Below are 25,650 nucleotides of genomic sequence, written 5' to 3' on the forward strand. Positions count from 1 at the left end.
ATTTATTTCCCCCTTACAACTGTTCCAATATTTTCGCCTAAAACGGCACGTTTAATGTTACCTTTTTCCATAACCGAGAATACAATTAATGGAATATCATTATCCATACATAAAGAAGAAGCTGTAGAATCCATTACACCTAAACCTGCTTTTAGTACATCTAAGTAAGTAAGTGTTTCGTATTTCGTAGCTGTTGGGTCAATAGATGGATCTGCACTATATACGCCATCCACATTATTTTTCGCCATTAAAATAACGTCCGCTTCGATTTCAGCTGCACGTAATGCTGCTGTTGTATCTGTAGAGAAGTATGGGTTACCAGTACCTGCAGCAAAGATAACAACACGTTTTTTCTCTAAGTGACGAATTGCTTTACGACGAATGTAAGGCTCTGCCACTTGACGCATCTCAATGGAAGTTTGTACGCGAGTTTGAATTCCAATATTCTCTAAGCTATCTTGAAGAGCTAATGAATTCATAACTGTTGCCAACATGCCCATGTAATCTGCTCCTGCACGATCCATGCCCATTTCGCTTCCAATTTTCCCACGCCAAATGTTACCGCCACCAACAACAACAGCAACCTCTACATCAAGTTCTGCAATTTCTTTCACTTGTTCCGCAACTGACTTAATAACAGCTGGGTTAATTCCAAATCCTTGCTCGCCAGCTAAAGCTTCTCCGCTTAGCTTTAAAACAACACGATCATATTTCGGTTTACTCATAATGAACCTCCAATTGCTTACATCTTTATTTTAAAAAAGGGAACACAATGTGTTCCCTAATCTGTATTAGTTGTTACCTTTTACTTGGTTCATTACTTCTTCAGCAAAGTTGTCTTCGCGTTTTTCGATACCTTCACCAACAGCGTAGCGAACGAATCCTTTTAATGTTCCGCCTTTAGACTCAACGAATTGACGAACTTTCATATCAGGGTTCTTAACGAATGTTTGGTCAAGTAAGCAAATCTCTTCAAAGAATTTGCCAAGACGGCCTTCTACCATTTTCGCAACGATTTTTTCAGGCTTGCCTTCGTTTAAAGCTTGTTGTGTTAATACTTGACGCTCATGCTCAACTTCTTCAGCTGTTACAGCATCGCGGTCGATGTATTTAGGATTAACTGCTGCAATGTGCATTGCTACATCTTTAGCAGCTGCTTCATCAGTAGAACCTTCAAGAACTGTTAATACACCAATACGTCCACCCATGTGTAGGTAAGCGCCGAATGCATCTGCATCAGTTTTTGATACGATTTCGAAACGACGAAGTGTAAGTTTTTCACCAATTTTAGCGATTGCTTCATTGATGTACTCTTCTACTGTTTTGCCGCCTTCAATTGTTTGAGCCATAGCTTCTTCAACGTTAGCAGGTTTGTTAGCTAATAAGTGAGCAGCTAATTCTTTAATTAATGCTTGGAAACCTTCGTTTTTCGCAACGAAATCAGTTTCAGAGTTTAATTCTAAGATTAAACCTTCGTTACCGTTTGTTTCGATGAAAGTTAAACCTTCAGCAGCGATGCGGTCTGCTTTTTTAGCAGCTTTCGCAATACCTTTTTCACGTAAGAAGTCAATTGCTTTCTCCATGTCGCCATTAGTTTCAGTTAAAGCTTTTTTGCAGTCCATCATACCTGCGCCAGTTTTTCCACGAAGTTCTTTTACCATTTGTGCAGTGATTGCCATGTTTTTCATCCTCCTAAAATATGTATTTATACCTTTTATAAAGGTGTTTATACCTTAAAAAAGGTGATAAAAGGCCGAACCCCTTATCACCTTTCCAAATTTGTTACGCAGTAACAGTTTCTTCACCTTGTTTTGTTTCAAGGATCGCGTCTGCCATTTTAGATGTAAGAAGTTTTACAGCACGAATTGCATCATCGTTTGCTGGAATAACGTGATCGATTTCGTCCGGATCACAGTTTGTATCAACGATACCGATGATTGGAATGTGTAATTTGCGTGCTTCAGCAACTGCAATACGCTCTTTACGAGGGTCTACTACGAATAATGCACTTGGAAGACCTTTCATATCTTTAATACCGCCTAAGAATTTCTCAAGACGCTCTAACTCTTTTTTAAGTTGAACAACTTCTTTCTTAGGAAGTACTTCGAAAGTACCATCTTCTTGCATTCTTTCGATATCTTTAAGACGCTTGATACGCTTTTGGATTGTTTGGAAGTTTGTTAAAGTTCCACCTAACCAACGTTGGTTAACGAAGTACATACCAGCACGAGTTGCTTCTTCTTTAATAGCTTCTTGTGCTTGCTTTTTAGTACCTACGAATAAGATGTCTCCGCCTTCAGCAGCGATGTCACGCATCGTTCTGTAAGCTTCCTCAACTTTTTTCACAGTTTTTTGTAAGTCGATGATGTAGATACCGTTACGCTCTGTGAAGATGTAACGCTTCATTTTTGGGTTCCAACGACGAGTTTGATGTCCGAAATGAACACCAGCTTCAAGCAATTGTTTCATAGAAATTACTGACATAATTTAGTTCCTCCTAAATGGTTTTTGATATCCTCCGTTTACTTCATCTCTAAGCGAAACTACGGACGTAGCACCAACACTTAAATCAGTAAACGTGTGTACTTTGTACTGACACCACTGCTTACTATATCATACTGAAATATTACAATCAAGTCGAAAATGCGAACAATGTAAAACTTTCTTTTTTTCACGCTCAAATTCTAGTATTACCAACCTTCAATTCCTTTAAGCAAGGAATTGAAGGTTAATTAATAGTTTTCTAATGAACGTTGTTATGACGCCTTACGTAAGCAAAATCATTCTCTTAAAAAAACAAAAAACTCTCCTCAACCGAGGAGAGTTTTTTTATAAATTAGTTTGTTTTCAATTTAGCAAGTTCCTGTAGAAACTTGTCGTTTAGCACTTTAATGTATGTTCCTTTCATACCTAAAGAGCGAGACTCAATAACACCAGCACTTTCTAATTTACGTAGTGCATTTACGATTACAGAACGAGTAATTCCTACGCGATCAGCAATTTTACTTGCAACAAGTAAACCTTCTGTTCCGTTTAATTCTTCGAAGATATGCTCGATTGCTTCTAACTCACTGTAAGATAATGAGCTAATCGCCATTTGAACAACAGCTTTACTACGTGCTTCCTCTTCGATTTCTTCTGCTTTTTCACGTAAGATTTCCATACCTACTACAGTTGAGCTGTATTCAGCAAGAATTAAATCATCGTCTAAGAACTCTTGACCAAGACGAGCTAATACTAGTGTACCTAGACGCTCACCACCACCAACGATTGGTACGATTGTAGTTAAACCTTGACCGAATAATTCTCTATTTTCTACTGGGAATGCTGTGTAGTCACTATCCACACCTAAATTTGAAGATGTTTCTGTAACATGGAATAAGCTTTGCGTATACTCTTCTGGGAATTGACGCTCTGCAAGCATGTGCTTCATACGTTCGTTCTCGATTTGTTGGTGAATCGCATATCCTAATAATTTACCGCGACGACTTACAACGAACACGTTCGCTTCAATTACTTCACACATTGTGTCAGACATCTCTCTAAAGTTTACAGGCTTTCCTGCTGCGCTCTGTAATAACGCATTTAATTTTCTCGTTTTTGCTAATAATTCCATTTCAAAATTTCCTCCTACATGTTACTTACATATTTTTTCATCACTTGGAAACTAGGGCGAGTCACCTGATGACACTATTACAAAATAAACTGGCTCACATCTTTATTTTTAGCTATTGTCGCTAATTTTTCCTCAACATATTGAGGTGTTATCGTTATTTTCTCTAACGTAATTTCAGATGCCTCAAACGATAAATCTTCAAGGAGCTTCTCCATAACAGTATGAAGTCTTCTCGCTCCAATATTATCTGTATCCTGATTAACTTGATAAGCAATCTCAGCAATCTTACGAATAGCTTCGTCTGAAAATTCAATTTCTATACCTTCAGTCGCTAATAACGCCATGTACTGTTTAATTAGCGCATTGTCAGGCTCGATTAATATTTTAACAAAATCATCCGCCGATAATTTTGTTAATTCTACTCGAATCGGAAATCTCCCTTGCAATTCCGGAATTAAATCCGACGGTTTAGACATATGGAACGCTCCAGCTGCAACAAATAAAATATAATCCGTTTTTACTGATCCGTATTTTGTCGCTACATTCGATCCTTCTACAATCGGTAAAATGTCACGTTGCACACCTTCACGCGATACATCTACGCTATTCGACTGCTTACCAGCAATTTTGTCAATTTCATCGATAAAAATAATCCCGAGCTGTTCAGCACGATAAACAGCCTCTTGTGTAACTTCATCCATATCAATTAAGCGCTGTGCCTCTTCATTTGTCAAGAGTTTTCTTGCTTCTTTTACAGAAAGTTTACGTTTTTTCGTTTTTTTCGGCATGATACTTCCTAGTGCATCTTGGAAATTCATTCCCATTTGTTCCATGCCAGTTCCTTGCAACATATCAAACATAGAAGACTGTTGTTCCGTCACTTCGATCGATATCACTTCATCTTCAAGAAGGCCTGCCGCAAGCTTTCTTTCCACATCTTGACGTTTCTTTTCGATTTCATCATCTTCCTCTACATCAGATGTTTGGTTTGAATTTTGATTACCACCAAAAAGCATTTCTAATGGATTTTTAAATCCAGATTGTTTCTCCGGACTCGGCACTAAAATTTCAACAAGACGTTGATTCGCTTGCTCTTCTGCTTTATCTTGAACTTTAACTACCATTTCCTCTTTCACAATGCGAACGGACGTTTCAACAAGATCGCGAACCATCGACTCTACATCTCGACCCACATATCCAACTTCTGTGAATTTCGTCGCTTCAACCTTAATAAAAGGTGCTCCAACGAGTTTCGCCATTCGCCGTGCTACCTCTGTTTTACCAACACCTGTCGGTCCAATCATTAAAATATTTTTAGGTGCAATTTCATCACGTAAATTTTCAACTAATTTACTGCGACGGTATCGATTTCGTAGAGCTACAGCAACCGCTTTCTTTGCATCTTTTTGACCGATGATGTATTGATCTAATTTTTCCACAATTTGACGCGGAGTAAAATGTAAATGCATATAAACTGCCTCCCTTACGATTCTACAATTCTTCAACAATTATGTTATGGTTCGTATAAACACAAATATCGCCTGCAATTTCTAAACTGGCCTTCGCAATTTGTTTCGCTGTTAAATGTTCACTTGCATGTTGCTTTAAAGCACGACCAGCAGCAAGTGCATAATGTCCGCCTGAACCAATTGCTAAAATACCATCATCTGGTTCAATCACTTCTCCTGTACCTGAAACAAGGAGCATCGTTGTTTTATCCATGACAATGAGCATTGCTTCTAGCTGACGTAGCATTTTGTCACCACGCCATTGTTTCGCCATCTCAACTGCAGCGCGCTGCAAGTTGCCATTATACTCTTCTAATTTCCCTTCAAACATTTCAAAAAGAGTAAATGCATCAGCAACTGATCCTGCAAAACCAGCTAAAACTTTCCCTTGGAAAAGTTTGCGAACTTTGCGAGCTGTATGTTTCATTACAACAGCATTCCCCATCGTTACTTGACCATCTCCAGCCATTGCACATTCTCCATTATGATGAACTGCAAATATCGTTGTAGCGTGGAAATTTCCCATAGAAAAAACTCCTTTATATGTTTTTATGGCTTTAAAAGCAATTTATGCCCGCGGGTGATGCTTCATGTACACAGAACGCAATCTTTCTTTAGAGACATGCGTATAAATTTGTGTCGTTGACAAATTCTCATGACCTAATAGCTCCTGCACAGTACGTAAATCCGCTCCTTCATCCAACATATGTGTAGCAAATGTATGCCTTAACATATGGGGACTTATCCGCATTGTAAGTGAAGCTTTCTTAATGAGTTCGTTCAAAACATAACGTACACCCTGATCAGTTAACGGCTTACCTTTCGCATTTAAAAATACCATATGAGATTGTTCTTCAGTCTTTTGAGCTAACTGTTTTCTCCCGTTCTCTATATAAGTAATTAAAGCATCTTGTGCATAGCTTCCGAACGGAATATATCTTTGTTTTTTCCCTTTTCCCATCACTAAAATTGTTCCCACTGCAAAGTCAATGTCGGTAAGTTGCAAATTAACGCATTCGCTTACACGAATCCCAGTTGCATACATCAACTCTAATAAAGCTTGATTCCTTTGACCTAATGGCGCCCCTGTATCAGAAACTTCAAACAATTCCTCTAACTCTTCAGCATATAAAAACTTTGGGATTGACAATTCTTTCTTGGGAAGTGACGCAAGTGCAAACGGATTATCTTTTTGATAACCTTCACGCATCAAAAAACGATATAAACTTCGTAAGCTTGATACTTTCCTTGCGACAGATTTACGGGCTAACTTCTGATCGTGCAACGTCGTCAAGTATAAACGAACATCCGCGTATGTAACATCTAAAAAAGAGGATATGCCTTCTCGCTCCATAAATTGCACAAAATGTTCTAAATCATTTTGATAACTTGCAATTGTATATTTTGAATAATTTCTTTCAATTTGTAAATATCCAACGAATAATTGTAACAATTTCTTCACATTCACATCCATATAACTCACCTCAATAAAGGCTACTAAATCGTATCACAACTTAGTAGCCTTTGCAAGAAATTTAATTAAATATTTACAAAATTTTGAATTGTTTCCAAAGCGCGTGTAGCATATGCTTCATTTCGCTCTTGTTTCTTTTTAATTTTCTTCTCTAACGGTGTAAATAAACCGAAGTTTGCATTCATCGGCTGGAAGTTTTTCGCATTTGTCGCAGTAATATAATTTGCCATACTTCCCATTGCAGTTACAGGTGGTAATACAACTGGCTCTTCACCTTGTACAAGTCTAGCAGCGTTAATACCCGCTAATAATCCTGATGCTGCTGATTCAACATAACCCTCTACCCCAGTCATTTGACCAGCGAAGAATAAATCATCACGTTGTTTATATTGATATGTTGGACGAAGCAGATTAGGCGAATTAATAAACGTATTACGATGCATTACACCATAACGTACAATCTCTGCGTTTTCTAGTCCTGGAATTAGTTGTAACACTTCTTTTTGTGGCCCCCACTTTAAATGTGTTTGGAAGCCTACAATATTGTATAATGTTCCTGCTGCATCATCTTGACGTAACTGAACAACCGCATACGGTGTTTTCCCTGTTTTCGGATCTTCTAACCCAACAGGCTTCATCGGTCCAAATACTAACGTCTGTCTTCCTCTACTTGCCATAACTTCTACTGGCATACAACCTTCAAAGAAAATTTCTTTTTCAAATTCTTTTAAAGGCACTGTCTCAGCAGCAATTAAAGCCTCATAAAAGCGATCAAACTCTTCTTCTGTCATTGGACAGTTTAAATATGCCGCTTCACCTTTGTCATAACGAGATTTTAAATATACTTTATTCATGTCAATGCTGTCTTTCTCAACGATTGGCGCTGCAGCATCATAGAAATAAAAATAATCTTCACCTGTTAGTTTTTTTAATTGTGCAGAAAGATCCGGAGACGTAAGTGGACCTGTCGCAATAACAGTTGGCCCCTCTGGAATTTCAGTGATTTCCTCATTCATTACAGTTACGTTCGGATGATTTTTCACATATTCAGTCACTTTCGCCGCGAATTCATGACGATCTACAGCTAAAGCACCTCCTGCTGGTACAGAGCACTCATCAGCTGCACGAATAATGACAGAATCCATTAGGCGCATTTCTTCTTTAATAACACCGACAGCATTTGTTAATGTGTTTGCGCGAAGTGAGTTACTACATACTAATTCAGCAAATTTATCTGTATGATGAGCTGGTGTTTGCCTTACTGGTCTCATTTCATATAATTTTACTTGGACACCACGCTTTGCAATTTGGTAAGCTGCTTCGCTTCCTGCAAGACCTGCGCCAATGACGTTTACTACTTGTGTTGTCATATATATCACCTTTCCTTTTCTTCCCGAAAAAAATGTGAGCAGTTACGCTCACATTTGTTGTTCTTCTTCATAATCACACGAAACACATTGTACTTGCACGCCTTTTTTCAACTTTTTCTCTACGAGCATACTTTCACACTTCGGACATTTACGACCAATCGGCTTGTCCCAAGATACAAAGTCACATTCTGGATACGTACCGCATCCATAGAAAAGGCGTTTCTTTTTATTACTACGGCGTTCAATAATTTGCCCTTTATCACACTTCGGACAAGTAACACCGATTTCTTTTACAATCGGTTTTGTATTACGACATTCCGGGAAATTCGAACAAGCCATAAACTTCCCATATTTACCCATTTTAAAGACCATCGGGTGACTACATAATTCACAGTCTTCCCCAGCTGGTTCATCTTTAATTTCCACTTCACGCATTTCTTTTTCCGCTTTTTCTAAGCGCGGTTCAAATCCTACGTAGAAATCATCAACAATTTTCACCCAATTTGCATTTCCTTCTTCTACTTCATCAAGGCTTTGCTCCATATTGGCAGTAAATTCAATGTTAATAATTTCTGGGAAAAACTCTAAAATAAGTTCGATTACTATTCCACCAAGCTCAGTCGGAACGAAGCGTTTATTATCTAAAGCAACGTATCCTCGTTTTTGGATTGTTTCAAGTGTCGGTACATAAGTAGACGGTCTCCCAATTCCAAGCTCTTCAAGTGTTCTTACTAGACGAGCCTCTGTATAACGCGGCGGAGGCTGTGTGTAATGTTGCTTCGGTTCTATATCTTTTGAAAATACAGTTTCACCTACTTCTAAAGGTGGCAACATCTTATCCTTTTCTTCCGCACCATCATCTTTCGACTCTACGTACACTTTCATAAATCCTGGGAACTTTACAACTGATCCACTTGCACGGAACTGAACATTGTTATTAATGAGTTTCGCTGTAACAGTATCCATTATAGCAGATGCCATTTGACTTGCAACAAATCGCTCCCAAATCAGTTTATACAAACGGAGTTGATCACGACTTAAGAAACTTTTTAGTTCCTCTGGCTTTCTCATTACCGAAGTAGGACGAATCGCCTCATGCGCATCTTGTGCCTTCGACTTTTTCGTTTCTTTCTTCTTCTCTGTTCCTATGTATTCCGCACCAAACGCCTCAGTAATGTAATCACGAGCCTCTGTTTGAGCTGTTTCTGAGATACGTGTTGAATCAGTTCTCATATACGTAATAAGACCTACAGTCCCTTGTTTTCCAAGATCCATCCCTTCATACAGCTGCTGTGCAAGCATCATTGTTTTCTTTGCTCGCATATTTAACTTACGCGCTGCCTCTTGTTGCAAGGAAGATGTTGTAAACGGTAATGCAGGGTTACGCTTTCGCTCTTTTCGCGTTACATTTTCAACCGAAAACGCATTGTCTTTCATCTTTTCGATTATTTCGTTCACTTGTGCTTCGTTCGTTAATTGAACTTTTTCACCATCTACGCCGTAAAAGCTTGCTTCAAATGTGTCTTTCCCTTTCACAAATTCTGTTTTAATTGTCCAGAATTCTTCAGGTTCAAAACTTTGAATTTCTTTTTCACGTTCGATGATTAAACGAACTGCTACAGATTGTACGCGTCCTGCACTTAATCCTTTTTTTACTTTCTTCCATAATAAAGGACTAATATTGTAGCCAACAAGACGATCGAGTATACGCCTTGCCTGTTGTGCATCTACTAAATCCATATTAATTGCACGAGGATATTTAAATGATTCTTTTATTGCATCTTTTGTAATCTCATTAAATACAACTCGGCAATCTGATTCAACGTCCACATTTAACGTATTTGCTAAATGCCAAGCAATTGCTTCTCCTTCACGATCCGGATCGGCCGCGAGATAGACTTTCTTTGCTTTTTTTGCCGCTGATTTTAAATCTTTTAAAACGGGACCCTTACCACGAATGGTAATATACTTCGGGGTGAAGTTATTCTTTACTTCTATCCCCATTTGGCTTTTAGGTAAATCGCGGACATGTCCCATGGACGCGACGACTTTGTATTTTTTCCCTAAATATTTTTCAATGGTCTTCGCCTTAGAAGGCGACTCCACGATTACGAGGTAATCTGACATGCTAGTGCCTCCTTAAGAGGTGGATTCAAGTCTTCATCAATCTTATTGATTTCTCTTGTTTTTGTCAATCAAGAATGAATATACCATACAGCGACAATCTACCATTTGTCAATAATTGTTTAATAAAAACATGAAAATATATGGTTAATTTAAAATTTCTTCAAGGATATCCTCCGCATTTCTTACTAGCTTTGCGCCTTGTTGAATTAGATGATTCGTTCCCGCTACACTCTCTATAAATATAGGTCCAGGAAGCGCAAACACCTCTCTATTTTGTTCTAATGCAAGGTCTGCAGTAATAAGGGATCCACTTCTCGTTTTTGCTTCTACAACTAAAACACCTTTACTTATACCGCTAATAATTCGATTTCTTTTTGGGAAATACCATTTTTTCGGCACATAATGAGGCGGATACTCTGTCAATAACAATATATAATCTTTCCACGTGTCATATAAACCTCTATTCTCCTTTGGATACATATAAGATAATCCGTGTCCTAATATTGCAATAGTCGGGCAATGCTGCCTTACTGTAACTTCATGAGCAATTGTATCTATCCCTCTTGCAAACCCACTAACAATAAGCCATTCTTTTTCAAGTAAAGGTTGTAAAATAAACTTCACACTCTCCTTTCCATATAAAGACGGTTCTCTCGTTCCAACAATTGCTAATTTATTTATCTTGCCAAGAAAATCTCTCTCTCCTTTTCCGTATAAAACAAAAGGGGGATCTTGTATTTCCTGCAATAGTTGCGGATAATCCTCATCCCATATGGTTATATAAAATATTCGATTTTTTTCTAAATAGGATACATATTGCTTTAGATTTGAAGTCTGAAGGAAATTTACTAGTTCTGAAGATTTTTTCGGGGATATTCCAGCGTAATATTCAAATTGTTTCGGACTAAAAGTGTATACTCCCTTCAGTTCTGGATCAACATATAGTAGTCTCTCCATCGCCTTCCAATGATCCGCCAACATGTAATGAAGGTGCAATAAACGTTCTCTTTTCATCTCAATTCTCCTTACCCATAATTTTTATTATGTAAACAGAAAATGTGTAAAAAGACACCCTCTAATAAGAAGGTGTCTTTCAAAAAGATTAGTAGTTTTTGCAAGTCTCAAATAATCCCTTTTCTTTTAAAACAGAGATTAATGTTTCACCCATAACAGCTGGTGTTTCCGCTACTTTAATACCACAAGCTTCCATTGTTTTAATCTTTTCAGCAGCAGTTCCTTTGCCGCCAGAAATAATCGCCCCAGCATGACCCATACGTTTGCCTTCAGGCGCAGTTTGACCGCCAATGAAGCCTACAACTGGTTTTGTCATATTAGCTTGTACCCACTCAGCTGCCTCTTCTTCTGCCGTACCGCCGATTTCACCAATCATAATTACAGCATGCGTTTCTTCATCTTCATTAAATGCTTTTAACGCATCAATAAAGTCCGTACCATTAACAGGGTCTCCGCCGATACCTACAGCAGTAGATTGGCCAATACCTTCTTGTGTTAACTGATGTACAGCTTCATACGTTAATGTACCAGAGCGAGATACGATACCAACATGACCTTTTTTGTGAATATATCCTGGCATAATACCAATTTTACATTCGTCAGGTGTAATAACACCAGGGCAGTTTGGTCCAAGTAAACGTGTATGTTTACCCGCCATGTATCTCTTAACGTTTACCATATCTAATACAGGGATTCCTTCAGTAATACATACTACTAAATCAATCTTTGCATCAACAGCTTCCATAATTGCATCAGCCGCAAAAGCGGGTGGAACGTATACAACTGAAGCGTTTGCGCCTGTTGCTTTCACAGCATCTTCTACTGTATCAAATACTGGTACGCCTTCAATATCAGTGCCACCTTTACCTGGTGTTACACCACCTACAATTTTCGTACCGTATTCAATCATTTGCTTTGTATGGAATAACCCTTGAGAACCTGTAATACCTTGAACAATAACTTTTGTATCTTTATTAACTAATACGCTCATTTTTCTCCCCCGCTTTCTATTAGCCCACTAGTGAAACAATTTTTTGTGCACCGTCTGCCATAGATTCTGCTGCAACAATATTTAAACCAGACTCATTTAAAATTTTCTTTCCTAACTCTACGTTTGTACCTTCAAGACGTACAACTAAAGGCAACTCAAGACCTACCTGCTTCGTTGCTTCAATAACACCTTCTGCGATAACATCACACTTCATAATGCCACCAAAAATGTTAACGAAGATACCTTTTACATTTTTGTCAGAAAGGATAATTTTGAATGCTTCTGTAACTTTTTCAGCTGTTGCGCCGCCACCAACATCTAAGAAGTTAGCTGGGTCACCATGGTAATGTTTAATGATATCCATTGTAGCCATTGCTAAACCTGCGCCATTAACCATACAACCGATATTTCCATCTAAAGGAATGTAGTTTAAGTCATATTTAGAAGCTTCAATTTCTTTTGAATCTTCTTCTTCAAGGTCACGAAGTTCTAAAATATCTTTATTGCGATATAACGCATTAGAATCAAAGTTTAATTTTGCATCTAACGCCATAACTTTACCGTCACCTGTTGTAACAAGTGGATTAATCTCAGCGATAGAGCAATCTTTTTCGATAAACGCACTGTATAAGCCCATCATAAACTTCACAGCTTGTCCTACAAGTTCTTTTGGAATATTGATGTTAAACGCGATTCGACGCGCTTGGAAACCTTGTAAACCTACTGCTGGATCAATATATTCTTTAAAGATTTTTTCAGGCGTTTTTTCTGCTACTTCTTCAATTTCTGTTCCACCTTCTTCAGATGCCATTAAAACAACTTGAGAAGTTGCACGATCTAATACAAGACCTACATAATATTCTTTTTTAATATCGCAACCTTCTTCGATAAGTAAGCGTTTTACTTCCTTACCTTCAGGACCTGTTTGATGCGTCACAAGTGTAGTTCCTAAAATGCTTTCTGCATATGTACGAACTTCTTCTAAATTTTTCGCAACTTTTACACCGCCAGCTTTGCCGCGTCCACCAGCGTGAATTTGCGCTTTAACTACACATACTTCCGTTCCTAATTCTTTCGCTGCTTCTACAGCTTCTTCTACTGTAAATGCAACCTTCCCGTTCGGAACGCTAACCCCATAGCTTCTAAGGACTGCCTTACCTTGGTACTCATGGATATTCATGGTCCCATCCTCCCCTGTTTTCCTGTTTTACTCGAAAAGTTTTTTAATGTTTAAAAAACATTACATTGCCATTGTATAAGATGATTGGCACGCTGTCTACAATAAAGTGTCAGAAAACTGAAATCGCTTTATTCTTTTTCGAAAATAATAATGTTTATATACCAAAATAAAAAATAAGCTGTGAATATACAGCTTATTTTTGAATCATATCTTTAATTGGCGCGAATGATTTTCGATGTTCCTCTAATACTCCATGTACTTCAATCGCTTCTAAATGCTGTTTCGTCCCATATCCCATGTGTTGTTCAAATCCATATGCAGGATACTTTCCTCCTAACTCTTTCATCATGCGATCTCTCGTGACTTTCGCAATAATAGATGCAGCTGAAATAGAGACACTTTTCGCATCACCTTTAATGATTGATGTTTGCGGAATTGATGTAGGAAGCTTCATCGCATCGATTAATAGATATTCTGGTGTACATGATAAATTAGCAACGGCATCTAACATCGCTTGCTTCGTCGCTTGATAAATATTTATTTCATCAATAACTTGTGGTGATACAATTCCCACTCCAATCGCAATTGCATGCTCTTTAATTTCATCATAAAAACGCTCACGTTTCGCTTCACTTAATTTTTTCGAGTCATTTAATCCTGGAATATAAAAATCTTCTGGAAGGACGACAGCCGCCGTCACAACAGGTCCTGCTAACGGCCCACGGCCCACTTCATCAATGCCAGCAATGTACGTGAGCCCTTTTTCACGTAACTCATTTTCGTACTTTGACATTTCTAGAAATTTTTCTCTTTCTTTTTGTGCTAACTCTTTTTGTTTATACCACTTCAAAATTAGTTTTTGAACACCTTTTCGCTCATCTTTCACTAACATTTGAAAATGCTCGTCTTCTTCACTCATAATTTCTTGCAGCAAACATTCCGCTTCTTGAATAGTCATTTTTTGCATTCATTTACACTCCTTTTAAACGTAACCAAAAAGAAAAGACGTACAAACGCACGTCTTATACTTCTTCTACTTTTTCCACATCTTCTACCTGCTCTGCAAACTCTTCTGGTGTTTCAAATGTCATTTTCCCAAATCTTCCACCACGAAGCTCACGAAGTATAAGCTCAGATGTTTTATCATAATCAATCATTCCGCCGCCCATTAAGCAACCTCTGTTTTTTCCAATTGCATCAAATAACTCCACAATTTCTTCTGGAATGTCATTTAAATTATATCGCTCTTTTAAACGTTCTGGATAATGTTTTTCCATAAAGCGTAACGCATAAATAGCTACATCCTGTAGATTTAATATAGAATCTTTAATTGCACCCGTCGTCGCTAAACGAAGACCAACTAATTCATCTTCAAATTTAGGCCACAAAATACCTGGTGTATCTAATAATTCCATTTCTTTCCCAACTTTAATCCACTGCTGGGCCGTTGTCACACCAGGACGATCTCCTGTTTTTGCTATATTCTTCTTCGCTAATTTATTAATCAGTGTAGATTTACCAACGTTTGGAATACCTACAATTAAAGCACGAATTGCTCTTGGTCTAATGCCTTTAGCAACCATTTTATCGAATTTTTCTTTGACAAGTACTTTACAAGCTGCTGCAATTTCTTTCATACCTTGTCCAGCTTGTGCATTAATTGAAATTGCCTTTTGACCTCTTTCATCAAAATATGCAATCCACTGCTTTGTAAGACGATCATCCGCCATATCCGCTTTATTTAAAACAACAAGCCTTGGTTTATGCGTAATAATTTCATCAATCATTGGATTACGAGAAGATAAAGGTAATCGAGCATCTACAAGCTCAATTACAACATCAATTAACTTTAATTTTTCTGTTACTTGGCGTCTAGCCTTTGCCATATGTCCCGGGAACCATTGGATTACCATGTTGCCACCTTCTTTTTCTTTTATTTCACAATACGTGCATCTTTTAACGGCCAATATAGCATATTTGCTTTACCAATCACTTGGTCCATTGAAATTGTACCAATCGAACGGCTATCTTTACTAAAACGACGATTATCGCCTAAAACAAATAATTGACCTTCTGGAACAGTTTTCTTTCCTGTCATTTCTTCAAGAGTAAAATCATATGTAAGCGGTCCGTCAGCAAGTTGTTTTTTCTGCTTATCTAAATACGGCTCCTCATAAGGTTTCCCGTTAACATATAGTTTATCATTACGGTATTCGATTTCGTCGCCTGGCAGGCCAATAATACGCTTAATATAATCTTTTTCTTCCGTCGCTCGGAATACAATAATATCAAAGCGTTTCGGATCACCTATGTGATAGCCAATTTTATTAACAATCATTCGATCACGGTCATGTAAAGTCGGCGACATCGATACACCATCTACGAGAATTGGGGCAAAGAAAAACTGTCTAATTACGCCCGCTAATACAACAGCAATCAAAATTGCTTTGATCCATTCCCAAAGTGAGCTCTTCTCTTTCTTCATGCTTTCCCCTCCACAGTTATGTAAGCTGCTCGTATTATACCAAAATTTCATATAGATTGGAAAAAGGGAGCTTGTGTATTTACAAGCTCCCATACATGTCTTATCGAATTTCTTTAATACGTGCTTTTTTACCGCGAAGGTTACGTAAGTAGTATAACTTAGCACGACGTACTTTACCACGGCGAAGTACTTCGATGTTCGCGATTCTTGGCGTGTGAACTGGGAATGTACGCTCAACACCTACACCGTAAGAAATCTTACGAACTGTGAATGTTTCACTGATTCCGCCACCACGACGTTTAATTACAACACCTTCGAAAAGCTGAATTCTTTCACGAGTTCCCTCAACTACTTTTACGTGTACACGTAAAGTGTCTCCAGGACGGAATGAAGGAAGGTCAGTTTTCAATTGGCCTTTTGTGATTTCTGTGATTAATTGTTGCATATTAAATTCTCTCCTTTAAACAGATGCTCTTATAAAGTCTTATTAAATTACAGCGGAACATCGTTAATACGGCTACTGATTTCAGTAGCACAAATGTTATAATAGCATATTGCTAGGACTGTTGCAATAGAAAATATATCAAGCCCTTATCGGTCTTCTTTAATCTGTTCCAGCCATTTCTCTTCTTGCTTAGATAATTCTCGTTCTTCCAGTAAATCCGGTCTACGTGTGTACGTACGACGTAGTGACTCTTTATGGCGCCATTCATCAATGTTTTTATGATTTCCTGACATTAGTACATCCGGTACCTTCATACCACGAAAATCAGCAGGACGTGTATAATGTGGGTGCTCTAACAAACCTGTGCTAAAAGAGTCCTCCACTTGTGACGTTTGATTCCCAAGCACTCCTGGCAAAAGACGTACAACACTGTCAGTGACTACCATAGAAGCCAATTCTCCACCCGTTAATACGTAATCCCCAATAGAAATCTCATCTGTTACAAGATGCTCACGAATTCGTTCATCGTATCCTTCATAATGGCCACATACAAAAATAACATGCTCTTCTCCAGCAAGCTCTTCTGCCTTCTTCTGCGTGAAACGCTCTCCTTGTGGACACATTAAGACGATTCTCGGCTTACGGTCTGTTTCCTTCGTTAACTCTTCTACCGCATCAAAGATAGGCTGCGGGGTTAATACCATACCAGCGCCCCCACCATACGGATAATCATCTACACTATTATGCTTACTAGTTGTATACTCACGGAAATTGACAACACGAAGCTCTACCGCTTCTTTTTCTTGTGCTTTCTTTAAAATTGAAGACCCAAATACACCCGTAAACATATCTGGAAACAATGTTAAAATGTCAATTTTCATTATAGTAGCCCTTCCATTACATGAATGGTTACTAATTTATTTTCAATGTTAACTTGAAGTACAACGTCATCAATATAAGGAATTAACAGATCTTGACCCTTTGGACGTTTAATCACCCAAACGTCATTCGCACCAGGAGATAGAATCTCTTTGATTGTCCCTAATGCTTCTCCTTCTTCCGTTACAACGTTGCAACCAATAATTTCATGGTAGTAGTATTCACCTTCAGCTAGTTCGCCTAACTGCTCTTCTGGTACTTTTATTAAAGAACCTTTAAACTTCTCTGCTTCATCTACATTGTTGTATCCTTCAAATGTTAATAAATCAAATGTCTTATGTTGACGATGAGCAGTTACCTTCACTGTAAGATAGTCTGTACCTTTCTCATCCCATATGTATAACGTGTTCCCTACTTTATATCGCTCTTCTGGAAAATCAGTACGAGAAATAACACGAATTTCTCCTTTTACGCCATGAGTATTTACAATTTTCCCTACGTTAAACCATTTTGTCATAAATAGTATGTCACCCCTGGTTTCTATATAAATTAAGCATTTCCATTTCATATATGGAACATGCAATTTCTCTTTAAATGTTAAAAAAGGGAGAGGAAATAACTCCTCGCCCTTTTTACGTTTATTGAATTTCCAGTGTGACGTTCTCATCATTATGATGTCCCACTGAATACAAGAGCATTCGAATCGCTTTCGCAACTTTCCCTTGCTTTCCAATGACTTTTCCAACATCCTCAGGATGTACAGTTAATCGATACTTTATTTCTCCGTTGCAAAGTTCCTGTGTAACTTTTACATCTCCAGGATGATCCACAAGAGGTTTAACAATTGTCTCGACTAACATTTTCATTGTCATTGCCTCAATTACTTACCTTGTTTAGATAAGTGGAATTTCTCCATGATACCTTGGTTAGAGAAAAGGTTACGAACTGTATCAGACGGTTTAGCACCATTTCCTAACCATTTTAATGCTGCTTCTTCGTTGATCTTAACTTCCGCTGGTTGAGCAACCGGATTGTAAGTACCGATTTCCTCAATGAAACGTCCGTCACGAGGAGAACGAGAATCTGCAACAACTACACGATAGAAAGGAGTTTTTTTAGCTCCCATACGTTTTAAACGAATTTTAACTGCCATTTATAAAGCACCTCCGAATTTATTTAACACAGATAATTATATTAGCAAAAAGACTATTGCTTTGTAAAGTATTTTTTCTTAACAGAGCCATCTTTTTTCCTTACATGAATGGAAACTTCAATCCACCTAGTCCTTTTTTCTTACCTTTTTGCATTCCCGTCATCGTCTTCATCATTTTTTTCATATCATCAAATTGCTTGATTAGACGATTGATTTCTTGTACCGTTGTACCGCTACCTTTGGCAATGCGCTTTTTACGACTAGCATTGATTATTTCCGGTTGTTCTCGTTCTACTTTAGTCATAGAACGAATAATTGCCTCAATATGCCCAATTTGTTTTTCATCAACTTGTGCATTTTTCAGCCCTTTAATTTTATTTGCACCAGGAAGCATTCCTAACAATTCGTCAAGCGGTCCAAGTTGACGCACTTGTCCAAGTTGTTCTAGGAAATCGTCAAGCGTAAACGAAAGCGTACGCATTTTTTGCTCAAGTTCTTTTGCTTTCTCTTCATCAACTGTAGCTTGCGCTTTTTCAATTAATGTTAAGACGTCACCCATCCCTAAAATACGGGATGCCATACGTTCTGGATGGAACGCTTCAATTGCATCTAGTTTTTCACCCATACCAGCAAATTTAATTGGTGTATTTGTTACAGCCTTAATAGATAATGCCGCACCACCGCGCGTATCACCATCTAATTTCGTTAATACAACACCTGTTAATCCTAACTGTTCATGGAAACTTTGTGCTACATTTACCGCGTCTTGTCCTGTCATCGCATCGACAACAAGGAAAATTTCATCCGGTTTCGCAACTTCTTTGACTTTCGCTAATTCATCCATTAGTTCTTCATCAATATGCAGGCGACCCGCTGTATCGATTAAAACATAATCGTGATGATCTTCTTTTGCTTTCGCAATCGCTTGTTTCGCAATTTCAACCGGACTTACTTGATCTCCTAAGGAGAAAACAGGCATGTCCAATTGCTTCCCTAATGTTTCAAGCTGTTTAATTGCTGCTGGACGGTAAATATCCGCTGCAACAAGCATCGGTTTACGATTATGCTTTTTTCGAAGCAAATTCGCAAGCTTACCTGTCGTCGTTGTTTTACCCGCACCTTGCAGACCAACCATCATTATAACAGTAGGTGGCTTATTAGCAACAGCAATTTTGCTTTGCTCTCCGCCCATAAGTTCTGTAAGTTCTTCCTGTACGATTTTAATTACTTGTTGTCCAGGTGTCAAACTTTTCATTACATCTTGTCCGACAGCACGCTCAGACACACGCTTTATAAAATCTTTTACTACTTTAAAGTTCACATCCGCTTCTAAAAGAGCTAGACGAACTTCTCTCATCATTTCTTTCACATCGGCTTCAGAAACTTTTCCTTTGCCGCGGATTTTTTGCATTGTCTGTTGAAGTCGGTCGGCTAATCCTTCAAATGCCATATTGCCGCCCTCCTAATCTAATTTTTCGATAGCTTCAACAACTTGTTTCATTTCTTCATACACATGCTCTTCTTCGCTGATTAGCTGTTTTAGCTTTGCAACAAGTCGCTGTCGCTCTTGAAACTTTTGAAGTAATACTAATTTATCTTCATATTCTTCAAGCATCGCTTCAGTCCGTTTAATGTTATCATACACGGCTTGGCGACTTACATCAAATTCTTCCGCAATTTCACCAAGAGATAAATCATCTAGATAATAAAGCGACATATAACTTCTTTGTTTTTGCGTTAACAACGATTGATAAAAATCAAATAAATAATTCATTCTCGTTGTTTTCTCGAGCATGTTGGATCATCCTTTGTTAAGTGATTTCCCTTTACATGATTTAGTTTACATGGAGTACAAAAGAGTGTCAAGTTTTTTTCTTAACATCACATATTTTTATAGAAAAAGAAGCGGAAATACCGCTTCTTTCACTTACACTTCTTCTGTTTCTACTAAGTTCGCAAACAAACCATAAACATATTGTTCTGGATCAAACTGCTGCAGATCATCCATTTGCTCTCCTAGCCCAACAAATTTCACCGGAACATCCATTTCGTTACGAATCGCTAAGACGATACCACCTTTAGCAGTTCCATCTAACTTCGTTAAAACAATACCAGTAACATTTGTTGCTTCACGGAATGTTTTCGCTTGGCTTAAGCCATTTTGTCCTGTTGTTGCATCAATAACTAGTAATACTTCATGAGGAGCCCCTGGTACTTCACGCTCAATTACGCGCTTCACTTTCTCTAACTCTTTCATTAAGTTTACTTTATTTTGTAAGCGTCCTGCTGTATCACATAGTAATACATCCACTTTACGGGCCTTTGCCGCTTGTACAGCATCATACATAACCGCCGCTGGGTCAGATCCTGATCCTTGTTTAATTACTTCTACACCAACACGATCGCCCCATACTTCTAATTGTTCAATCGCCCCAGCACGGAATGTATCTCCTGCCGCCAATAGGACAGACTTACCTTCTGATTTAAATTTATGTGCAAGCTTACCAATCGTCGTCGTTTTCCCCACACCATTAACACCAACAAATAAAACTACTGTTAATTGATCCTCTTGTATATTAACTTCATTACTAAAGTCGCTGTCACCTTTGTAAATTCCCACTAGCTTTTCAGAAATAACAGCCTGTACTTCTTTCGGATCTTGAATGTTACGACGTTGCACTTCTTCTTTCAACTGATCAATTAATTCCATCACTGTCGAAACTCCGACATCCGCACTAATTAAAATTTCTTCTAATTCCTCAAAGAAATCTTCGTCTATTTTACGGTAACGGTACACTAAGTCATTTACTTTATCAGCAAATGAATTTCTCGTTTTTTCTAATCCTTGTTTAAACTTCTCTGTTACCGTATCCGTTTGTTTTGAAATTTTTTCTTTTAATTTTTTTAAAAAACTCATACTTCCCATCCTTCCTATCTACTTGCAACAAGTTCTTCGCCATCATCTAAACGAACAGAAACAAGCTTCGATACCCCTGATTCTTGCATTGTGACACCGTACAATACATCAGACTCTTCCATTGTACCTTTTCGGTGTGTAATTACAATAAACTGTGTTTCATCACTAAATTTCTTTAAATACTGCGCAAAACGAGCAACGTTTGCCTCATCAAGAGCTGCTTCTACTTCATCTAGTACACAGAATGGAACTGGGCGTACTTTTAAAATACCAAATAAGAGCGCAATTGCCGTTAAAGCACGCTCTCCCCCTGAAAGTAAACCTAAGTTTTGTAGTTTCTTTCCTGGTGGTTGCGCTACAATGTCAATACCAGTATTTAGTAAATCTTCTGGATTCGTCATTACTAAATCCGCTCTTCCACCTCCGAATAGTTCAGAGAATACATATTGAAACTCTGTTCGAATCCCTTCGAACGTAGTAGAAAAGCGTTTTTTCATCTCTTCATCCATTTCCATAATAAGTTGATGCAATGTCGATTTCGCTTCTTCTAGGTCATCTCTTTGCTCTAATAAGAATGTATGGCGCTCTGCTACACGTTCATATTCATCAATTGCCCCTAAATTTACTGCGCCTAACTCTTCGATGGATAGTTTAATTAGTTTCACCTTTTTACGTGCATCTTCTGCCGGCATCATCATTGTATACTTAAGTTTTGCTGCTTCAAATGAAATAGTATATGTTTCACGTAAATGTTGCAATCTATTTTCCAGCTCTACATCAAGTCGGTTAATTTTCACTTCTTGATCTTTCAGCATCTCAAGAATATATTTATGTTTACCTATTGTTTCTTTCGCACCGCGCTCTAAATGCTCGACTCTTTCTTGCAATGATACGCGTTGTTCACGACGAGAACGAATTAACTCCGAAGTTTGATTACGATCATACGCTTTCTTCTCAATCATATTCGTAATTTGTTCTTCGCCACTTGAATTAGATGTCATCTCTTGCTTTAAGAACGCTAAATCTTCCTTCGTTTTTACAAGCGTCGCATCAGTCTCTTCTTTTTCCTTCGTCAATCGTTCGACTTTTTCTTTTTGATTAGACAAACGTTGTTGTTGTTCAGCAGCTTGTACTTTTAGCTCCGTCATTTCCTTCTGAACTTTTTCTTTTGAAGAATGTTGTTCACTTTTTTGTTTCGTTAAAACGACGATTTTGCTATCTAATTCCCCAATCTCCGCTTGAAGAGTCGCTAAAATCTTTTCTAACTCTTCTTTACGCCCTTGCATTTTTACTTGATCTTGTAAAAATCCTTCAATCTCTAAATCGTAAATCGATAAACGATCATTAATACGATGTTCATCTAATTCTAAACGATTAATTTCTTCTCTTAGCTTCTGTTCATCTACACGTTCGGTCTCTACACCTTGGCGTAGCTCTCGTATTTGTACTTCTTTTTCTTGAATCTCTTGCTTTACTGCTTTAACAAAGTTTTCTAGCTTCGTTGTTTTTTCTTCCATGTCAGTTAGTTTTTTAGTCCACTCTTCAAGTTCACGTTGACGTCCCAATAAAGAGGATTTCGCCTGTTTTACAGCTCCACCCGTCATAGAACCACCCGGATTCACTACGTCACCTTCGAGTGTTACAATACGATAGCGGTATTGCAGTTGTTTCGCTAACTCATTTGCTCCGCGTAAATCTTTCGCAACAACAACAGTACCTAATAAACTGGAAACTACATTCTCATATTTATTATTGTACTGCACAAGTTCTGCCGCTACACCGACAAACGATGGATGCTGATTCACAATGCGTAATTGATCAAATGATAGCGATCGGCTTTTAATAACAGCTTGAGGTAAAAACGTTGCACGGCCATGTTTATTTTGCTTTAAAAATGCAATTGCATTACGAGCATGTTCTTCTGTTTGTACTACGATATGTTGCATCGCTGCCCCAAGGGCGATTTCCATTGCGATTTCATATTCTTTCGGCACAGTCAGAAGTTCTGCAACAGCTCCCTCAATACCTTGTAGCCTATTTTCTCTAGCCTTTAATACTTCACGTACCCCTTGATAGAAGCCAGAATAGTCCTCTTGCATCTCTTCTAACATTTCTTTCCGAGAGCGCGCCTGTTGCACAAATTGATACGCTTGATACAGTTTCGTTTCATTTTCGCTATACTGTGACTTACATTTCCCAAGTGCCGTTTCTGTCTTCTGTATGTTAGAAATAATGCCAGCTATTTTCTCTCTCGCTTGCTCATAACTTTCTACAAGTTTCGCCTTTTTCGCTGTAATTCCCACACGCATCTGTACATACTTTTCATTTTCTTCATCAAGTCGTTCGTTTTTAGAGTTTTGCTGTTTTGATTGTTCTTCAATCATAGATAATTCATTACGAAGACTTGCTTGTTGATTTAAAAGTTCAATATAGTCACCTTTTAAATTCTCAATTTGTTCCTCTAAATTCTCAGCAAAAGTCGCAAGTAATTGCTCGTTATCATGCAATTTCTTCTCCAATTCTTTTACTTGATTCACAAATTGCATTAACGCTTCTGTACTTGTTTCAATTTCGTCATCATAACTTGTAGCTTTCTCTGTTAACTCAACAATTAGCTTTTCAAGCTGCGCACAATGCGTCGTTGCATTTTGCTTTCTTTCCTTTAACAGCTCGCGTTGCCCTTCTAGTTTTTCTAGTTCTTTACTAGACAGAAGGAGAACTTCTTGTAAGGAATTTACAGATTCATCAACGGCTTGTAATTGCCCGCGTAATTCCTCAAGCTCTTCTTCACTTTTTTGTAAGTTCGCCGACATTTTAGCTTCTTCATCTTTATTATGCCCAAATTGATTTCGAAGCGCTTCCCACTTTTCATGTAATTCTTCAATTTCATGTACAATAAGCGCAGCTTCTACTTTCTCTAATTCTTCTTTTTTCTCAAGATAATCTTTCGCAATAGAAGCTTGTCTTTCTAGTGGTTCTACTTGACTACTTAATTCGTGAATAATATCTTGTACACGATTTAAGTTTTCTTGTGTTTCCGCCAATTTCCCTTCAGCTTTCTTTTTACGAAGTTTGTATTTCAGCACACCCGCAGCTTCTTCAAATACACCACGACGTTCTTCTGATTTACTACTCAAAATCTCTTCGACTTTCCCCTGGCTAATAATTGAAAAAGCTTCTCTTCCCATACCAGAGTCCATAAATAAATCAATAATATCTTTCAATCTACAAGATTGTTTATTAATATAAAAATCACTATCACCCGAACGAGATACACGACGCGTTACACACACCTCGTTATATTCAATCGGTAAGCGTTGGTCTTCATTATTTAAAGTTAATGTAACTTCAGCAACATTAACCGCTCTTCTCGTATCACTGCCGGCAAAAATAATATCTTCCATCTTTGCACCGCGTAATGACTTTGCAGATTGTTCACCAAGTACCCAGCGAATTGCATCAGTAATATTACTTTTCCCGCTCCCGTTAGGTCCTACTACAGAAGTTACACCTGGAACAAAATCGACAGATACACGCTCAGCAAAAGATTTAAATCCTGCTATTTCTAATCTTTTTAAAAACACGAAAGGCCTTCCTCCTATTCTCCGTTGTTGTAAATGTTGTCTGTACGAAAACAAGCTACTATACGGATTTCCCACTCCTTTTATTTATAAATAAAAGGAAAGTTTCATTCTATGCATAAGGAACCCCCCTCATTCAAAGGGGGATTCCTTATGATTGTTCTTTTAATTTTTTCAATGCTTCTGCAGCAGCTTGTTGCTCTGCCTCTTTTTTTGACTTACCACTTCCAAGACCTAATGCCTCATTATTTAAAGTTACACGGGACACAAATTCTCGGTTGTGGGCCGGTCCTTTTTCTTGCAAAATTTGATACTCAATATTGCCACTACCATCACGCTGAATCAATTCTTGCAATTGACTCTTATAATCCATCACATGAGAAAAAGCACCTTCATTAATTTTTGGATATACAACTTCTTTTAAGTATCCCCAAACTGTTTCTAGCCCTTGATCAAGATAAAGGGCACCAATAAACGCTTCAAAGACATCCGCTAATAAAGCTGGTCGTTCACGTCCACCCGTCATTTCCTCACCTTTTCCTAATAAAACAAGGCTACCAAATGACATTTCGTTTGCAAAACGAACAAGAGATGGCTCACATACAATAGCTGCACGTAGTTTTGTTAACTCTCCTTCGCTCATTGTCGGATATTTTTGAAACAGATACTGTGATACAGTGAGTTCCAATACAGCATCGCCAAGAAATTCAAGACGCTCATTGTCCTCATGCGGTTTTTTTCGATGCTCATTCACATACGATGAATGCGTAAATGCTTGAATCAATAATTTTTCATCTGTAAACGTAATACCTATCTTTTCTTGAAATACTTTAAAAGCTTCACGATATTTTGTTTCGTATTTTTTTTCTCTATGTTTTCGGTACGGCATAGGTCCCTCCAGATATAAGCC

At 38.0% G+C, this 25,650-nt stretch carries 25 protein-coding genes; all 25 read right to left on the reverse strand.

Annotated features, from left to right (window positions below; all coding sequences use genetic code 11):
• Positions 1-2: 2 nt before the first annotated feature.
• The 25 genes from pyrH to rncS all read right to left on the reverse strand — a co-directional run bounded on the left by pyrH (position 3) and on the right by rncS (position 25,629).
• Entirely contained in the window at positions 3-725 is a 723-nt protein-coding gene (gene pyrH / locus JTF23_RS04970) for a UMP kinase (protein ID WP_002146098.1), read from the reverse strand.
• Positions 726-791: 66 nt separating this feature from the next.
• The gene (gene tsf, locus JTF23_RS04975; RefSeq protein WP_002160738.1) at positions 792-1,679 is read right to left on the reverse strand and encodes a translation elongation factor Ts; all 888 of its coding nucleotides are present in this window, start codon (positions 1,677-1,679) and stop codon (positions 792-794) included.
• Positions 1,680-1,782: 103 nt separating this feature from the next.
• Positions 1,783-2,484 (reverse strand): 30S ribosomal protein S2, encoded by a 702-nt coding sequence (rpsB, locus tag JTF23_RS04980; RefSeq protein ID WP_078172935.1) that lies wholly within the window; start codon positions 2,482-2,484, stop codon positions 1,783-1,785.
• Positions 2,485-2,836: 352 nt separating this feature from the next.
• Entirely contained in the window at positions 2,837-3,616 is a 780-nt protein-coding gene (gene codY / locus JTF23_RS04985; RefSeq protein ID WP_002160737.1) for a GTP-sensing pleiotropic transcriptional regulator CodY, read from the reverse strand.
• A 77-nt stretch (positions 3,617-3,693) separates the two neighbouring features.
• Complete coding sequence (hslU, locus tag JTF23_RS04990) at positions 3,694-5,085, reverse strand: ATP-dependent protease ATPase subunit HslU (RefSeq protein WP_002111373.1); 1,392 nt, start codon at positions 5,083-5,085, stop codon at positions 3,694-3,696.
• Positions 5,086-5,107: 22 nt separating this feature from the next.
• Positions 5,108-5,650: an ATP-dependent protease proteolytic subunit HslV gene (gene hslV / locus JTF23_RS04995; RefSeq protein WP_002014538.1), complete on the reverse strand. Its 543-nt coding sequence runs from the start codon at positions 5,648-5,650 to the stop codon at positions 5,108-5,110.
• A gap of 42 nt (positions 5,651-5,692) precedes the next feature.
• Entirely contained in the window at positions 5,693-6,592 is a 900-nt protein-coding gene (xerC, locus tag JTF23_RS05000) for a tyrosine recombinase XerC (RefSeq protein WP_078175468.1), read from the reverse strand.
• 71 nt (positions 6,593-6,663) lie between these two features.
• Positions 6,664-7,968 carry an FADH(2)-oxidizing methylenetetrahydrofolate--tRNA-(uracil(54)-C(5))-methyltransferase TrmFO gene (gene trmFO / locus JTF23_RS05005; RefSeq protein WP_002066796.1) on the reverse strand — a complete coding sequence of 435 codons (1,305 nt, stop codon included), beginning with the start codon at positions 7,966-7,968 and terminating at the stop codon, positions 6,664-6,666.
• Between the two features lie 48 nt (positions 7,969-8,016).
• The gene (gene topA / locus JTF23_RS05010) at positions 8,017-10,095 is read right to left on the reverse strand and encodes a type I DNA topoisomerase (protein WP_002160736.1); all 2,079 of its coding nucleotides are present in this window, start codon (positions 10,093-10,095) and stop codon (positions 8,017-8,019) included.
• Between the two features lie 144 nt (positions 10,096-10,239).
• The gene (gene dprA, locus JTF23_RS05015) at positions 10,240-11,109 is read right to left on the reverse strand and encodes a DNA-processing protein DprA (protein ID WP_002160735.1); all 870 of its coding nucleotides are present in this window, start codon (positions 11,107-11,109) and stop codon (positions 10,240-10,242) included.
• Between the two features lie 88 nt (positions 11,110-11,197).
• Entirely contained in the window at positions 11,198-12,100 is a 903-nt protein-coding gene (sucD, locus tag JTF23_RS05020) for a succinate--CoA ligase subunit alpha (RefSeq protein WP_000115186.1), read from the reverse strand.
• A gap of 19 nt (positions 12,101-12,119) precedes the next feature.
• Positions 12,120-13,280, reverse strand: a complete 1,161-nt coding sequence (gene sucC / locus JTF23_RS05025; RefSeq protein ID WP_002014529.1) for an ADP-forming succinate--CoA ligase subunit beta — start codon at positions 13,278-13,280, stop codon at positions 12,120-12,122.
• A 193-nt stretch (positions 13,281-13,473) separates the two neighbouring features.
• The gene (locus tag JTF23_RS05030; protein WP_002146092.1) at positions 13,474-14,247 is read right to left on the reverse strand and encodes a ribonuclease HII; all 774 of its coding nucleotides are present in this window, start codon (positions 14,245-14,247) and stop codon (positions 13,474-13,476) included.
• A gap of 55 nt (positions 14,248-14,302) precedes the next feature.
• The gene (gene ylqF / locus JTF23_RS05035) at positions 14,303-15,193 is read right to left on the reverse strand and encodes a ribosome biogenesis GTPase YlqF (protein ID WP_002088188.1); all 891 of its coding nucleotides are present in this window, start codon (positions 15,191-15,193) and stop codon (positions 14,303-14,305) included.
• A 20-nt stretch (positions 15,194-15,213) separates the two neighbouring features.
• On the reverse strand, positions 15,214-15,765 hold the full coding sequence (gene lepB, locus JTF23_RS05040) for a signal peptidase I (RefSeq protein WP_002066791.1): 552 nt from the start codon (positions 15,763-15,765) through the stop codon (positions 15,214-15,216).
• A gap of 100 nt (positions 15,766-15,865) precedes the next feature.
• Positions 15,866-16,210 carry a 50S ribosomal protein L19 gene (gene rplS / locus JTF23_RS05045; RefSeq protein ID WP_002014524.1) on the reverse strand — a complete coding sequence of 115 codons (345 nt, stop codon included), beginning with the start codon at positions 16,208-16,210 and terminating at the stop codon, positions 15,866-15,868.
• A gap of 146 nt (positions 16,211-16,356) precedes the next feature.
• The gene (gene trmD, locus JTF23_RS05050; protein ID WP_002014522.1) at positions 16,357-17,091 is read right to left on the reverse strand and encodes a tRNA (guanosine(37)-N1)-methyltransferase TrmD; all 735 of its coding nucleotides are present in this window, start codon (positions 17,089-17,091) and stop codon (positions 16,357-16,359) included.
• Positions 17,091-17,606 (reverse strand): ribosome maturation factor RimM, encoded by a 516-nt coding sequence (gene rimM, locus JTF23_RS05055; protein ID WP_033710827.1) that lies wholly within the window; start codon positions 17,604-17,606, stop codon positions 17,091-17,093. The genes trmD and rimM overlap by 1 nt, the downstream gene beginning before the upstream one ends.
• Before the next feature lie 121 nt (positions 17,607-17,727).
• Positions 17,728-17,955, reverse strand: coding sequence for a KH domain-containing protein (locus JTF23_RS05060; protein ID WP_002088196.1), 228 nt, complete (start codon positions 17,953-17,955; stop codon positions 17,728-17,730).
• Between the two features lie 14 nt (positions 17,956-17,969).
• The gene (gene rpsP / locus JTF23_RS05065) at positions 17,970-18,242 is read right to left on the reverse strand and encodes a 30S ribosomal protein S16 (protein ID WP_000268750.1); all 273 of its coding nucleotides are present in this window, start codon (positions 18,240-18,242) and stop codon (positions 17,970-17,972) included.
• Between the two features lie 100 nt (positions 18,243-18,342).
• The gene (gene ffh / locus JTF23_RS05070; RefSeq protein ID WP_002111383.1) at positions 18,343-19,692 is read right to left on the reverse strand and encodes a signal recognition particle protein; all 1,350 of its coding nucleotides are present in this window, start codon (positions 19,690-19,692) and stop codon (positions 18,343-18,345) included.
• Positions 19,693-19,704: 12 nt separating this feature from the next.
• On the reverse strand, positions 19,705-20,037 hold the full coding sequence (locus tag JTF23_RS05075) for a putative DNA-binding protein (RefSeq protein ID WP_002160734.1): 333 nt from the start codon (positions 20,035-20,037) through the stop codon (positions 19,705-19,707).
• Positions 20,038-20,169: 132 nt separating this feature from the next.
• Positions 20,170-21,159, reverse strand: a complete 990-nt coding sequence (ftsY, locus tag JTF23_RS05080; RefSeq protein WP_002160733.1) for a signal recognition particle-docking protein FtsY — start codon at positions 21,157-21,159, stop codon at positions 20,170-20,172.
• A 14-nt stretch (positions 21,160-21,173) separates the two neighbouring features.
• The gene (smc, locus tag JTF23_RS05085; protein ID WP_002160732.1) at positions 21,174-24,743 is read right to left on the reverse strand and encodes a chromosome segregation protein SMC; all 3,570 of its coding nucleotides are present in this window, start codon (positions 24,741-24,743) and stop codon (positions 21,174-21,176) included.
• Between the two features lie 148 nt (positions 24,744-24,891).
• A complete protein-coding gene (rncS, locus tag JTF23_RS05090) occupies positions 24,892-25,629 on the reverse strand; it encodes a ribonuclease III (protein WP_002146086.1) in 738 nt (245 codons plus the stop codon).
• Positions 25,630-25,650 lie beyond the last annotated feature (21 nt).

Source organism: Bacillus sp. RIT 809, from assembly GCF_016892495.1.
GTDB classification, from domain to species: domain Bacteria; phylum Bacillota; class Bacilli; order Bacillales; family Bacillaceae_G; genus Bacillus_A; species Bacillus_A cereus_U.